Annotated in this window: 11 protein-coding genes; 5 read left to right on the top strand and 6 right to left on the bottom strand. The window is 67.4% G+C overall.

Features of this window, described 5'->3' with window-relative positions:
- The first annotated feature begins 131 nt into the window (after nt 1–131).
- A complete protein-coding gene (locus D9V34_RS16555) occupies nt 132–434 on the top strand; it encodes a hypothetical protein (protein WP_121689555.1) in 303 nt (100 codons plus the stop codon).
- A 49-nt stretch (nt 435–483) separates the two neighbouring features.
- Here D9V34_RS16555 and D9V34_RS16550 read toward each other — a convergent pair whose 3' ends face one another.
- Nucleotides 484–2,145, bottom strand: coding sequence for an N-acyl-D-amino-acid deacylase family protein (locus D9V34_RS16550; RefSeq protein WP_121689554.1), 1,662 nt, complete (start codon nt 2,143–2,145; stop codon nt 484–486).
- A gap of 8 nt (nt 2,146–2,153) precedes the next feature.
- Complete coding sequence (locus D9V34_RS16545; protein ID WP_245992063.1) at nt 2,154–3,413, bottom strand: alanine racemase; 1,260 nt, start codon at nt 3,411–3,413, stop codon at nt 2,154–2,156.
- A 228-nt stretch (nt 3,414–3,641) separates the two neighbouring features.
- Between D9V34_RS16545 and D9V34_RS16540 the strand changes: the two genes are divergently transcribed.
- The 3 genes from D9V34_RS16540 to D9V34_RS16530 all read left to right on the top strand — a co-directional run bounded on the left by D9V34_RS16540 (nt 3,642) and on the right by D9V34_RS16530 (nt 6,195).
- Nucleotides 3,642–4,058, top strand: coding sequence for a RidA family protein (locus D9V34_RS16540; RefSeq protein WP_121689552.1), 417 nt, complete (start codon nt 3,642–3,644; stop codon nt 4,056–4,058).
- Between the two features lie 236 nt (nt 4,059–4,294).
- Entirely contained in the window at nt 4,295–5,311 is a 1,017-nt protein-coding gene (locus D9V34_RS16535) for an SIS domain-containing protein (RefSeq protein ID WP_121689551.1), read from the top strand.
- Nucleotides 5,308–6,195, top strand: coding sequence for an N-acetylglucosamine kinase (locus tag D9V34_RS16530; protein WP_121689550.1), 888 nt, complete (start codon nt 5,308–5,310; stop codon nt 6,193–6,195). Before D9V34_RS16535 ends, D9V34_RS16530 begins: the two co-directional genes overlap by 4 nt.
- Before the next feature lie 251 nt (nt 6,196–6,446).
- Here D9V34_RS16530 and D9V34_RS16525 read toward each other — a convergent pair whose 3' ends face one another.
- A complete protein-coding gene (locus tag D9V34_RS16525) occupies nt 6,447–7,208 on the bottom strand; it encodes a GntR family transcriptional regulator (protein ID WP_121689549.1) in 762 nt (253 codons plus the stop codon).
- A 167-nt stretch (nt 7,209–7,375) separates the two neighbouring features.
- Between D9V34_RS16525 and D9V34_RS16520 the strand changes: the two genes are divergently transcribed.
- Nucleotides 7,376–9,232, top strand: a complete 1,857-nt coding sequence (locus D9V34_RS16520) for a glycoside hydrolase family 9 protein (RefSeq protein WP_220700615.1) — start codon at nt 7,376–7,378, stop codon at nt 9,230–9,232.
- A 46-nt stretch (nt 9,233–9,278) separates the two neighbouring features.
- Here D9V34_RS16520 and D9V34_RS16515 read toward each other — a convergent pair whose 3' ends face one another.
- The 3 genes from D9V34_RS16515 to D9V34_RS16505 form a co-directional block, all read right to left on the bottom strand.
- A complete protein-coding gene (locus D9V34_RS16515; RefSeq protein WP_121689548.1) occupies nt 9,279–9,761 on the bottom strand; it encodes a DUF4411 family protein in 483 nt (160 codons plus the stop codon).
- Nucleotides 9,762–10,922, bottom strand: a complete 1,161-nt coding sequence (locus tag D9V34_RS16510) for an ImmA/IrrE family metallo-endopeptidase (protein ID WP_121689547.1) — start codon at nt 10,920–10,922, stop codon at nt 9,762–9,764. It lies immediately after the preceding gene.
- A 197-nt stretch (nt 10,923–11,119) separates the two neighbouring features.
- A complete protein-coding gene (locus D9V34_RS16505) occupies nt 11,120–12,886 on the bottom strand; it encodes a glycoside hydrolase family 9 protein (protein WP_121689546.1) in 1,767 nt (588 codons plus the stop codon).
- Between the last annotated feature and the right edge of the window lie 24 nt (nt 12,887–12,910).

The raw sequence follows: 12,910 nt of genomic DNA, 5'->3' as shown, positions 1-12,910 counted from the left end.
CGCCCGTTTGGGGGACACCGCAAAGCGCGATGACACGGTGCGTAACACGGGATCGTGGTGGGGTGATTCGCTAGGTTGGAATCCGAACACTTCGGCCGTGCGGCCGACTCGAGGCGGACGGAAAACCTACGATGAATACGGACGCCGTGTGTCTTGTCCTGCTGAGCTTTTTCCTCGCGTTTTGGATCCCGCTGGGACGTACCGCAAAGCCTGCCCACACCGGTAAGCGTTGGATACTGCCTCTGCTCTTTGTGGTGATGACGGTGGGGATGGGTCTTCGCCTGGTGAGCGCACCCGTCATTGAGCCGCTCTGGTTGCAGTTTGTGCTGCTCGCCGCGGTGCCGATCGCGGCGGTGATTATCCTGCGACTCGTCTTGCGGCGCCATGCGGCAGCGGATCCCGAGCCGCTTGGTGCCCCGGATACGGGCGCGTGATTCGGGGTTATGAACCGGCGCGGTAATGCCTCTTCGCGTCGGATCGTGGCTAGCGGATGCCGTCCCAAGCCGGGCCGCGCAGCGCTCGTCCGGGCAGTGCCTCGGTGCGCTCGCCCTCGGCGATGACCGGGACCCCGGCCACAATCACCCAGGAGATTCCGGCGGCCTGCTGCCGAGGCTCGGCGAAGGTGGCCCGGTCGGCGATGGTGTCGGGATCGAAGACCACCAGGTCGGCCACCGCGCCCGCACGCAGGACACCGCGGTCATTCAGGCCGAGGACCGCGGCCGGACGCGAGGTGAAGTGGGCGACCGCATCCTCGAGGCTCAGCACACCCTCGTCACGGACATAGTGGCCGAGGAAGCGGGGGAAGGTACCCCAGCCGCGCGGGTGCGGTTTGTCGCCGATCAGGATGCCGTCGCTCCCGCCGGTGTGCAGCGGGTGGTTCATCATCGTGCGCACGTTGGCCTCATCGCCCACGTGTTGCAGGATGCTGGTGGCCAACTCATCCTGCTGCAGGAGCGCAAAAAAGACGCCGGTGGGATCATCGGTGGGCCACTCGGCGGCGATCTCCGGCGACACCAGCGAGCGGGTTCCCCCGCGCACACTCTCCGCCAGCCGCTGGATGGTTGAGCCGACGATGCCGGTGAGCGCGGGGTTGGCGACACCGGCGATCTCGATCGTGGACCAGTCGGTCACCACCCCGTGACAGCCATCGGATCCGGTGACTTCGAGCTCGTGTCGGATCCGCTCCCGCGTCTCGGGATCACGCAGCCGGGCCAGGGTCTGATCGGGACCGCCCGCCGCCGCCCAGCCGGGAAGCAGCGCCGAAAGAGTCGTGGATCCCGGTAGGTAGGGGTAGGTGTCAAATGAGATGCGCACTCCGTCGGCGGCGGCCGCATCGATCAACGCCACCAACTCGTGTGCGCGCCCGGCGTTCACCCCGAAGTTCATCGTCGCGTGGGTCAGGTGCAGGGCGACGCCCGAGCGCCGGGCCACCTCCACCATCTCCGCATAGGCCTCAAGTGCGCCGCGCCCGTAGGAGCGCTGGTGCGGTGCAAAGATGCCGCCGTGCTCGGCCACCACCCGGCAGAGCTCAACCAGCTCATCCGTGTCGGCGAACATCCCGGGGACATAGGTCAGCCCCGAGGACATTCCAAATGCCCCCTGACGCAACCCGACCTCCACCAGGTCCCGCATCGCGGCGATATCGGACGGGCTCGCGGGCCGGTCTTCGGTCCCGATGACCGCCATCCGGAGATTGCCCTGCGGCACCAGATAGGCCACGTTGAGGGCCGCCCCGCGGTCGATGAGGTCCAGGTATTCGCCGACGCTGCGCCAGTCGAACTTGATGCCCGCGGGCTCGCCGTTCCAGCCGCCGATCTGCCGGCGCAGAATCGCCATGGTTGCGTCGGTCGTGGGCGCATAGGAGAGCCCGTCCTGCCCGAGCACCTCGGTGGTGATGCCCTGGGAGACCTTGGCGAGGTGCTCATGATCGTGCAGGACCGCGAGATCCGAGTGCGCGTGCATGTCGATAAACCCGGGCGCGACCACCTGCCCGGCCACGTCGATTTCCAGGTGGGGTCCGGGCGGGATCGTGATCCACTCGCCCAGCGCGGCGATCCTGCCCTCGATGATCAGCACGTCGCCGGGCCGGCTCGGGGCACCGGTGCCGTCGATGATGCGGGCGTGGCGCAGCAGGATGGTCTGCATCGTCGCGCCTAACCGAACTCGGTGTACAGCACGTCGGTCGCCAGCGGGTGCTCGGCGCGCACATCGTCGATCACGATCAGCGCCCGCCACTTATCGAAGGTGGTGCAGGGGTGGGACAGGCCCAGGCGGACGACGTCGCCCACGCGGAGCGTGCTGTCCGCGGGCAGGGCGAGGAAGGTGTGCTGATCGTTCATCGCGGTGACGCTCGCGCCGGGCAGCTCCTCCAGGGTTTCCTGGCCGAATCGGCGCACCCCCTGAACCTCGGGCAGGCCCTCGTCGAAGGGGAGGTCGCGCTTGCCGCCGTCGAGCAGGGCGATCCCGGGCTCGGGACGCGAGACCACGGTGGACCAGCCGTGAATGGCCGAGCGGAAATTCGCCTCACCGGACCGTCCGAGCGGCGTGATTCCGCGGTAAAAACCGTCATCGTGAGAGATATATGCCCCGGAACGCATAAGTACCTCGCGGCCCTCTGCTGGGGCGTGGCGCGGGGACAGAACCTCGGCCACCACATCGAAGTAGGCGCTGCCGCCGGCGGTCACGATGACGGATTCGATCCGCGGATCGTAGGAGTCGCGCAGGGCATCGTCGAGGTCCGCGAGCCGGTTGAGGTAGCCCCGAATAATCGCCAGCGAAGCCTCATCTCCGTGGTGGGCCAGCGCACCCTCGTAGCCGGCAACACCGGCCAGGGCGAGGGCCGGCGAGGCACTGATTGCGGAGGCGATCGCGATCGCCTCCTCGTGTGTGCGGGCACCGGTGCGCCCGCCGTGCTGGCCGAGCTCCACCAGGACCTCGAGCGGGCGTGCGGTCCCGGCTGCTTCGGCTGCCTCGGGCCTGCCTGCCTCGGCTCCGAGGGCAGCGTTCTCGGCCCCAGAAGCCTCGCGCAGCACCGCATCCATGATCTCCACCGCGCGCAGCGAATCCGCCCACACCACAATCCGGGTGTCGGTGTCGGTGTCGCGCAGCGCGTCGGATACCAAGCGCAGATAGGCGGGCTGGACGAGTGCGTTCGCCAGCATGATCCGGGGGATCCGCCAGCCCAGCGCAACACTCAGCTGCCAGGGGGTGGCCACGGTGATGCCCCAGGCACCGGCGTCGAGCTGCCGCTGCCAGAGTACCCGGTTCATGGTGGTCTTGCCGTGCGGTGCGAGGCCCACCCCGGCACGCTCGCACCAGGCGCGCATGGTTTCGATGTTGTGGGCGATTGCCGACTCATCCACGGTCACCAGGGGGGTGGTGAGGTCGCGCAGCGCGGGCCGTCGAGTCCGCACATCGCCGGGGGTGATCCCGTCCGGTACCGGGGGAAAAGCCTTGAGTGGGCCTGAAAAATTCGGACTCGTTGCCGAGTCGGTCGTGCCCAACATCAAAACCCCTGACTAGTCGTGAGGGCGGCGTCGCCCTTGGCAGTGTGGATGCGCTCTTGGTTGCGTCCGTCGCTAGGTACGTTCTAGCATCGGGGACCAGACACCGTCAACAGGTTGCCGTCCCGAAAGGACCCCATGTCACAACGTATCGCCATCTCCACCACCAACGCGCCCGCACCGGCGCACACCTTCTCGCAGGGTGTGCGGAAGGGGCCGTTTGTGCAGGTGTCTGGCCAGGGACCGGTTCACCCCGAGACCAATGAGTACCTGTTCCCCGGCGACGTCGCCGCGCAGACCACCCGCACCCTGCAGAACGTCGAGGCGATCCTGGCCGCCGCCGGTGCCACCTTCGATGACGTCATGATGCTGCGGGTCTACCTCACCAAGCGCGAGGACTTCCCGATCATGAACGATGCCTATGGCGAATTCGTCTCGGCCCGCGTGACCTCGGGTGTCCTGCCCGCGCGCACCACCGTGTTCACCGGGTTGCCGCGCGAGGAGATGCTGGTGGAGATCGACGCCATCGCGCTGACCGACGCCCCCGCCGTCTAACACGGGGCCGACTGCGGAACCGCCGAGCCCGACCGATCGGGATCGGCGCCGCAAACCTCGGGGCCGGATGTTGCACTTGCGACATCCGGCCCCGTTTTGTTTGTGGTCGCAGCGGAACGCCCTGTACCCAAGAGGTATTAGGAGGTATGGTTAGGTACTAGATTGTCTTAGGGCGGGATTCCGTCATCGTTTTGAGTCTTCGCCCCCGCGGCGAAGCGCCACAGAAAAGGAGCACCGTGGACGGTTACATTACGTTCGCCGCGGCCACCGCGGACCAGGCCCAGGAGCTCACCGCGCTGGTGCCGCGACTGCGCGCGCACTTTGAGCGTCTCGCCCAGGCCGGAAACCTGCGGGGACGCGGTCCCGTGCTGATGGGCATCGGCGCCAGCTACGCCGCCGCGGCCGCCGCCGTCTGGCACCTGCGTAAGCGCGGTATCGAGGCGGCCCGGCTCGACCCGGGCGAGAGCCCGATGCCGATCGTGGTGGGCGAAAGTCCGGTCTTTGCGATCTCGCAGAGTGGGCGCAGCACCGAAACCCTGGCCGCGCTGGAGAGCGTGGTGCCCGAGCGCCGATTTGGCATCGTCAACGTGACCCCCTCGCCGCTGAGTGCGCTGGCCACCGACACCATCGACCTCGGCAACATCGACGATAGCTACGCCTCTACGATCGGCTACACCGCCACCGTGAGCGCACTGGGCATGCTGGCCGAGGCTTGGGATGGGGGCGATATCGCCGCCGACTGGGACGCCCTGGGCGCCCGCTTTGCCGCCGCCGAACGCGACCTGGCCCCCGCCATCACCGCCGCTGCGGCGCTCTTTGAGAACGCCCCCAGCGCCGACTTCGTGGGCTCGGCAACCTCGGTCGGATCCGCCGAGGCCGGTGCGCTACTCTTCCGTGAGGTTGCGCGCATCCCCTCCACCGCGATGAGTACGCGGCAGTACCTGCACGGTGCGATGGAGTCCGCGGGTGCCGGCGTCCACGTGCTGTTTGGGACCGCGCGTGAGCGCAAGGCGGCGCGGATGCTCTCGGCTGCCGGACACCCGGTCATCCTGATCACCGATGACGGAAGCGATCCGCTGCCCCTGGTCACCACGATCGTGATCCCCACCCTCAGCGACACCCAGCGCGGCGTGATCGAGGCCCTGGTGATGCAGCAGCTGGTGCGCGAGGTTGCCGAAAACCGCGGCATCGCGATTGAGGAGTTTGTCTTCGAAAACGACGATACCAAGGCCCCCTCGCAGGTGGGCGCGTGAGTACGCTGCACATCGGCCTGGACATCGGCGGCACGAAGACGGCGCTGCGCGCGGTGGATGAGCACGGCGTCCTGGTGCACAACACGGTGGTGTCCTCGGGGGAGTGGGACGCCGAACCGGCGGATCCCGCGGCCGAGCTGATCCTCGCCGTGCTGAGCGGAATCGGGGTGTCCGCCGCCGAGGTTTCGGGGCTCGGTGTCGGCGCTCAGGGGCTCGACAATCCGCAGGTGGCCGCGGATCTGGAGCATGCCCTGCGCGCCCGTGGCCTCGCCCGCGTGCACTGCGTCAACGACGCGGCCCTGCTGATTCCCGCCGCCGGGGTGGACGCGGGGATCGGTCTGATCGCCGGTACCGGTGCCATCGGGGTGGGCACGCTCGCCGATGGCACCGCGGTGAGTGCGGGCGGCTGGGGCTGGGTGATCGGGGATGAGGCCGGCGGCTCGGGCATCGTCCGCGAGGCCACCCGGGCGGCCCTGCTCGCCCATGATGACGGCCTTCCCGACGACGGCCTGCTGGGCGCGCTGCTGGCGAGCTTTGGGGTGGCCGACGCCGAACGCTTGGCTCGCGCGGTCAACGACGAGCCCACGATGGCGAACTGGTCCCCGCACGCACCCGCCGTCTTTGCGGCTGCGGATGCGGGCTCGGGCCTCGCCGCGGATGTGATCGACGGTGCCGTCGCGCACCTCGCCCGCCTCGTGGATCAGCTGGTGCGCCGCGGCGCCGTCGGCGCGCACGTGGTGGCCGCGGGCAGCGTTATCCTGGGGCAGCCGAGGCTCGCCGAGGGCGTGAGGGAGCGTGTGGCAACCGCGCATCCGGGACTGGAATTCCATCTACTGGAGGATGATCCGGTGGCCGGGGCGCTGGCGCTGGCCCGCGCGCTCTGAGCGGGTTTCGGGAGCTGTGGATGTGGGGGCGTGCGCGGTGTCTGTGGGGTGCGGGCGTGCGCGGTACCTGATGTCGGCCTCGATGCTCCGCTTGTGCCCTGATGGCACCCCGTGTCAATACGTCGCCCGTCCGTCCTGACGATATTCCGTGTTCGGGCGGCGTACCCGCGACAGGAAAGGGGACCGACGTTTTTTGCGTCGGGCCCCTTCCTCGTGTGGCCGGTGGCCGGTGGCTGGTGGCTAGCGGCTGGCTAGTGTGCGCCGCGGGCAAAGCCCGTGCGCAGGCGGTAGCGGTCGCCCGCGTAGCGAATGCGGGACATGGAGACCTTGCGGTCATCGGCGGCGTAGGCGATCTGGTGCATTTCCAGGATCGGCTCGCCCTCCTGCATCCGCAGGCTCTCGGCGAGCGAGGCGTCGGCGGCGCGTGCCTGAATCGTGGATTCGGCGCGTTCGGGAGCCAACCCGGCATCGGCCAGGATGGAGAACAGTGAGGCCGTTTCGAAGTCCACGCCGGTGATATCCGGCATCAGCGCGGCGGGCACCAGGGTCTCATCGCGTGCGATCGGGACATCGGCGAGCAGGCGCACCCGGTCCAGGTGGAACAGCGGGGTGCCGGGGGCGACACCGAGGGACTCGGCCTCGTCGAGGGAGGCCGGACGCTCCTCAACGGTGACCACTTCGGAGGAGGGTTCCAGGCCCATCCGCTTCGCGGTTTCCGAGAAGGATTCCAGGTCGTTGGACCAGTCGCGGTCCTGATTCGCGGTGCCCACATACCAGCCGCGTCCGTGCGAGGGTGCGAGCACACCGTCCTCCACGAGCTGGGTGAGGGCCTTGCGCAGGGTCACGCGGCTGATGCCGAGCTGCTGGCACAGTTCGCGCTCTGGAGGAAGTCGCATGCCTTCGGCGAGGCTGCCGGAGTTGATCTGATCGCGGATCAGTCGCACGGCCTGGATCCACAGCGGATCCGGATAGTCCACGCGGATCGGCGGCTCGAATTCACCGGGGTTCGCCATTGCTGTTCCTTTCACGCGCCGGGGCGGGCTCGCCCCCACGCCGTACGGTACACGACTGGGCTCGAAGAAAATATCACCGCGGTTCTTCCATTATGGTACAAGATAGATACCAATAAATACCACTTATGCGTGAACGGTGACGAGGCCGTGGCGCGGAAGGGCTAACCGTGCGCATCCACACCTCCCACCTGGGATATGACATCGGCGCGTTCAAGCGCGCGGTGATTGGCGAGCTTGCCGTCGGGGAACGGCCGCACGTCCGGCTGGTGAGAGTCGACGCCGATGTCGTGGCCGACTATTCTGACGCCAGAGTCGCCGCTAGTGCCCAGGTCGTCGCGAGCGCCATTGACGCAGATGCCGGCGTTGATGCCGCTATCGTCACGGTGGACGCCGCGGCCACGGGCGGGATCATCGAGGCGCGCGTGACCCCGGCGACCGAGGTAGACCACTGGGCGGGTGGCGCCTATGCGGCCGTTGATTTCTCCGAGGCGGATGTTCCCGGTACGTACCTCATCGAGGCCACTAGCGGGGGTGGGACCCAGCGCTCCGAACCGTTTGAGATTGGGATCGAGCGCACCCACGCGCAGGGTATGTCCGACGTGCTGTTTGCGTTCAAGGCCGTGCGCTCAAGCGGCGAAATCGAGCGCAAGGACGCGGCCGCCGCGCTCTGGGGCGCGGAACCGGATGCCCCCACGGTGGATGCCCGCGGTGGCTGGCTTGATGCCTCGGGCGACACCAGCAAGTTCCTCTCCCACCTCACCTACTCACCCACGATGAGCCCGCAGCAGATTCCGCTGTGTGCCTGGGCGTTCCTGGAGGCACGCGATGGTCTGACCCGGTTCCACCCGCGGTTCTCTCGTGTACTTGGGGCGCGGCTGCGCGATGAGGCGCTGTTCGGGGCCGATTTTCTGATCCGATTCCGCGATCCCCGGGGCCGCTTCTACTCGGGCATCTTTGACGGGCTAACCAAGAGCCTGCCCGAGCGGATCATCAACGCCCCGCTGCCCGAGTGTGTGCGCACCGACCGGTATATCGCCTCGTACCGGGGTGGCGGAGGCTTGGCGATTGCGGCGTTGGCTCGGGCATCCCGGGAGACCGAGCACGGCGAGTTTGACCAGGTAGCGTACCTGTCGGCGGCGCGCACGGCGTTCCTGGACCTAGAAGCCCACAACGATGAGTATCTGTTTGGCCTGGACCTCGCCTCGAGGGAGCTGACGCCGAGTTCGGAGTCCATAGTGGACGACTACTGCGCGCTGCTTGCGGCGACCGAGCTGCACGCGGCGGATCCGCGACCCGAATATGCGGAGGCCGCGGGGAAGCGGCTCGCGAACATCGAGGGCTGCTATCGGGCGGGCTCGCCGGGCTGGTTTGAGGCCTGGGAGGACGGGCGTCCGCACTTCAGCCCGGTTGAGCCCGGCCTCCTCCCGATCGCGCTGCTGCGTGCGGCCGAGGTCTTCGAGGAGGACGAAATCGCCGAACGCGCCCGTGCCCTCGCGGTGACCACGATGTCCGACCTGATCGCGCGCACCGACGCGGTCCCCAACCCGTTCGGGTATCCGCGCCAGCGGGTGCAGCCGCGCGGTGGGGAGGCGCGTGATGCCTTTTTCTTCCCGCACGAGAATGACACCGGCTACTGGTGGCAGGGCGAGAACGCGGCGCTGGGGTCGCTGAGTCACGCGGCGGCGCGGGTCGCGGAGCTCCCCGGAGCGCCCGAGAGCCTGCGTGAGCGACTGCACCGGTTCGCGGTGGATCAGGTGCACTGGATGGTGGGCCGCAACCCGTTCGACGTGTGCATGCTGCAGGGCCGCGGCCGCAATAACGCCGAGTACACCCCGGATTTCCCGAACCTCCCAGGCGGCATCGTCAACGGCATCACCAGCGGCCTGGACGACGAAAACGGCATCGACTTCCGCACCGGCACCGCCGCGGGCCACGACTCCTGGCGCTGGACCGAACAGTGGATCCCCCACTCGGCCTGGTACCTGCTGGCCCTGTCCACTCTGCCCACCGCGGCGGCGGACTAGGGCGCTGGACGGAGGAAGTACCTCCCGAGGTGTTGAGCTGTGCCGCTCAGTTCAACCCGAGCTGGACGCCGTGGGCTCGAAGCATGGTGAATGTTGTGCAGTACTCCACGTCCAGGGCGGCGCAGGCACTGGGGATAGGGATCCTCCTGGTCGCGGCGGGGGCGGGCTGCTCATGGGTAACGAGGACCAGCCCGTGGGCGGCGGCATAGGCAACCAGCGTGTAGTCGGCGATGCTGAGAAACTCGGCGACTGCGGCCTCGCTGTAATTCCCCAAGCGGGCCCAGGTGGATAGCTCGCGCATCGTGGTGATGGTGGGCGCATCGATCGGCCGAAACAGCGTCGAGGAATTCCGAGCCCACGTTGCCAACTCGTCCTCGCCTCGAATGAGCTCGGACTTCACACCTTCGGTGCTCAGAATCAGATTGGACTCTTCTGCTTCCGCCAGCCAGTCCCAAAAGCCCGGCGCCAGGTCGAACGCGTAGTAGCGATTCTTCGCTTCGATAAAAACGTTGGTGTCGAGGAGATACATCTAGCTGACCCCGAGCCGCGTGGCCAATTCGTCAAATGTTGCGGCCTTTGATGTGCCCAGTAGTCGATACGCATCCCCGTAGAGGGTCCCGCCCTGCAGGGTGTCCCGCGCCACGGCCGTCGCAAAGCGGCGACTCAGGCGGATGGGGTGGGTGAGGTAAAACGAACCTCCGGACGATCTTTTCTCGCGCGCTCGTAGCGCGAATTCGATGACCCGGGACTCCTCGGCCGCATAGATCTCGCGATACTCCTCCCAGTCGAGTGCCCCGGTTTCGTGGAGACGTTTGATCAGGACGAGGGTGCTGACCCTGAAAATGCGAGCGATGCGATCTAAAGCTTCCCGAGAATGATCGCCGTGGAAAGCATCCCTGAGTTCGGCCTCGGGAACGAGGACCTCGCCGGCCACCTGGTTGCACCACAGCTCATTGCGGTTGGTGGATCGCTGAGCCTTTAGTGGATCGGAGAGCGCGCTTTCGCCGGCCCAGATGTGGGCGAGCTCATGAATGATGGTAAAAATCTGCGCGGCCCGAGTGTCCGCGGCGTTAACAAAAATCAGGGGTGCGAAGCTATCGGACATCGCAAAGCCGCCAAACTCGTCCGGGTCGAGCGGGCGGTTATTGTTCCCCTTCACCACGCTGCTGATTGGGACCAGTACCCCGATGGCCTCGATCATGTCGATGAGTCCGCGCAGCATCTCCTCGGAGTTGCCGAAGGAGCGCCGCTTTTGCGCGTCCAGCCCGATTGCCAACCGAATCTGGGCAGCGACGGTCCGAGGACCCGCTGTATGGCTCACGGAACCAACAAAACCCAGGGGCTCCGCGCCGGAGCGAATGGCATAGGCTCGATACCATTCCTGTTTGATCTCGCAGTCGTAGATCGTCTCGCGCAGCTCGGCGGAAAATGAGGACAGCTGTGTATTTCCACGCGTCCGGAAATCCGGCAGGGGCACCGGCTCAACCGGTGGTTCTTCAAGAAACAGATACCCGAGCGGCACGTGTGTGGACTGAGCAAAATGCTCAATCTGCTTATACGTGGGCAGTGTCTTTCCGTCGATCCACTCCTGGATCTTGGGGAAACGATCGTGGGCCGTGTGTGCGCTGAGGCCGGCGCGTTCCAAGGCCCAGGTCAAGATCTCGGGCGCGACGGGGATGCGAACGGTCATCGACGTCTCCCCTCTGTGCCCGAGCCGGCTGTGCTCTTCCCCTCACGGTATAGGACCGGGGCGATGATTATAAGAGAATTCGACCCCCGAGTTTGTGGGAGGGCGCAGAGAGATGGATTGCGCAGTGAAACAGACGCGCGTACAGAAAACGGCTGTGGCCGCGAGCGGTATGCTCGCGGCCACAGCCGTTCGGCTCGCTACCGCGCGGCCGCGAGGGCCAGGGTCAGCCAGCCCGCGTGTGGGATCCACTGTTCGCCCCAGCGCCAGGTACGGCCCTCCTCGGCGTTGCCGGGGAGCAGGGCGAGGTCTTCCTCGTCGTCGATGCCGCCGGTGATGCCGTTGACCACGCCGCCCAGCAGGTTGGGCCACTCCACCCGGTAGAAGGGGTTGTTGCGGCCGCGGCCGGTGACCATGCAGGCGTCGAACGGGTTGCGGCCGAGGACCCAGGCGATCTGATCGGCGGCGAAACGGGCGACGCGCTCCGTGTGTTCGGCCGGGATGATGCCCGCGCTCAGGGCCAGGCTGGCGGCGGTGGAGAGCGAGGCGACGCTGGCGTTTTCGCCCTGCCACCAGTAGCCGGTCTCGTTTTCGTGTGGGAAGAAGAAGGACTCGCGCGCCTCGCCGCCGACCGCCTGCACGCGGTGCCGCGGATAGCCGAAGGGGTTGGGGACCGCGTCGGCGCGGGCCATCAGATCCAGCAGGATCCGCGCCGCACACGAGCGCGCAGCCTCGGCATCCGGGCCCTCGGGCAGTGCCTCGGCAAAGCGCAGCAGCGCGATCACCGGAAGCCCGGCCTCGGCGGCGCTGAAGAAGGGACGCCCCTCGAAGTCGCCCACCAGGTAACCCCCGTCGGTGGTGACATAGCGACCGATCAGCGACGCCGCCCGGGCACGAGCCGCGGGCTCGGCCGAGGGCACTCCGGCCGCCACCAGCTCGGCTGCGGCGAGCAGTGCGCAGTAGTCATCCAGGACCGATTCGATCCCGTCAAACAGGTACTCGGTGTTGTGCGCCTCGAGGTGCCAGAACCCCTCGGTGGCCGCCCGCAGATAGGTCGCGGAATCGAATTCCCCGGCCACATCCTGCGTGGAGGCGCGGGCGAGCGCGGCAATTGCCAGCCCGCCGCCGTGCCGATATGCCGCCTGATAGCGGTCGGTGCGCACGGACTCGGGCAGCGGGGCATTGATGACCCGCTCGTTCAGATCCTTGGTCAGCGCATCAAAGATCCCGGTATAGAAGTAGCCTTCGGGGGAGCGGAATCGCACCAGGAAATCGGCACCGAACAGGCCCTCATCACGCAGGTGTGCGGTGAACATTTCGGCCACCTCGGGGTGCCGGCGCACAATCTCGTCCCGTGCGGCGAAGAACGCCCAGGCGCACAGCGGAATCTGCTGCGGGCTCATCATCCGGGTGTAGGTGAGGTGGCTCATGAACTTGCTGAAGTCGCCGCTGGCATCCAGCCAGGCACCGCGAGCATCGACGGTGAATCCCGAATCATCACCGTAGAGCTGAGCGGCGGCGTCCTTGCGGTCGATCTCCCCGCTTGAACGCTGCGCCCGGAAATAGGACAGCAGATCCGGCAGCACCGAGCGCTGCAGCAGGTCCGGCTCCACCACAAACGCCGGCGAAGACACCAGGGCGCCCGAGGCATCGACGCACTCGATCACATAGGTGCCGGTGGCCAGCACGGGCAGCGGCACCCGGGCAAACGGGCCGATGTGCCAGCGGGCGACCCGCTCGACCGGGCCCACGGAGAGGTCTCGCGGCTCGCCGAGGGACGCATCGGCCAGAACCTCGCGGATGGTGACCGAGCGCGGCGGCAGCCCATCCGGCAGCCCGAGGACCGCGGCGGACGGGGACCCGGGGTCGTATCCGATGTGATTGATGATGACCTGGGATGTGGCGGGAACAGCCTCGGCCTGCCCCACCGAAAACTCGGTGGCGGGACGGGGAATCTCGACCGGCATGGAAAAGCCTCTCGTAGGGTGAAG

Source organism: Mycetocola lacteus (genome assembly GCF_003667575.1).
Taxonomy (GTDB): Bacteria; Actinomycetota; Actinomycetes; order Actinomycetales; family Microbacteriaceae; genus Mycetocola; species Mycetocola lacteus.
This window is presented reverse-complemented; position numbering and strand designations above follow the sequence as displayed.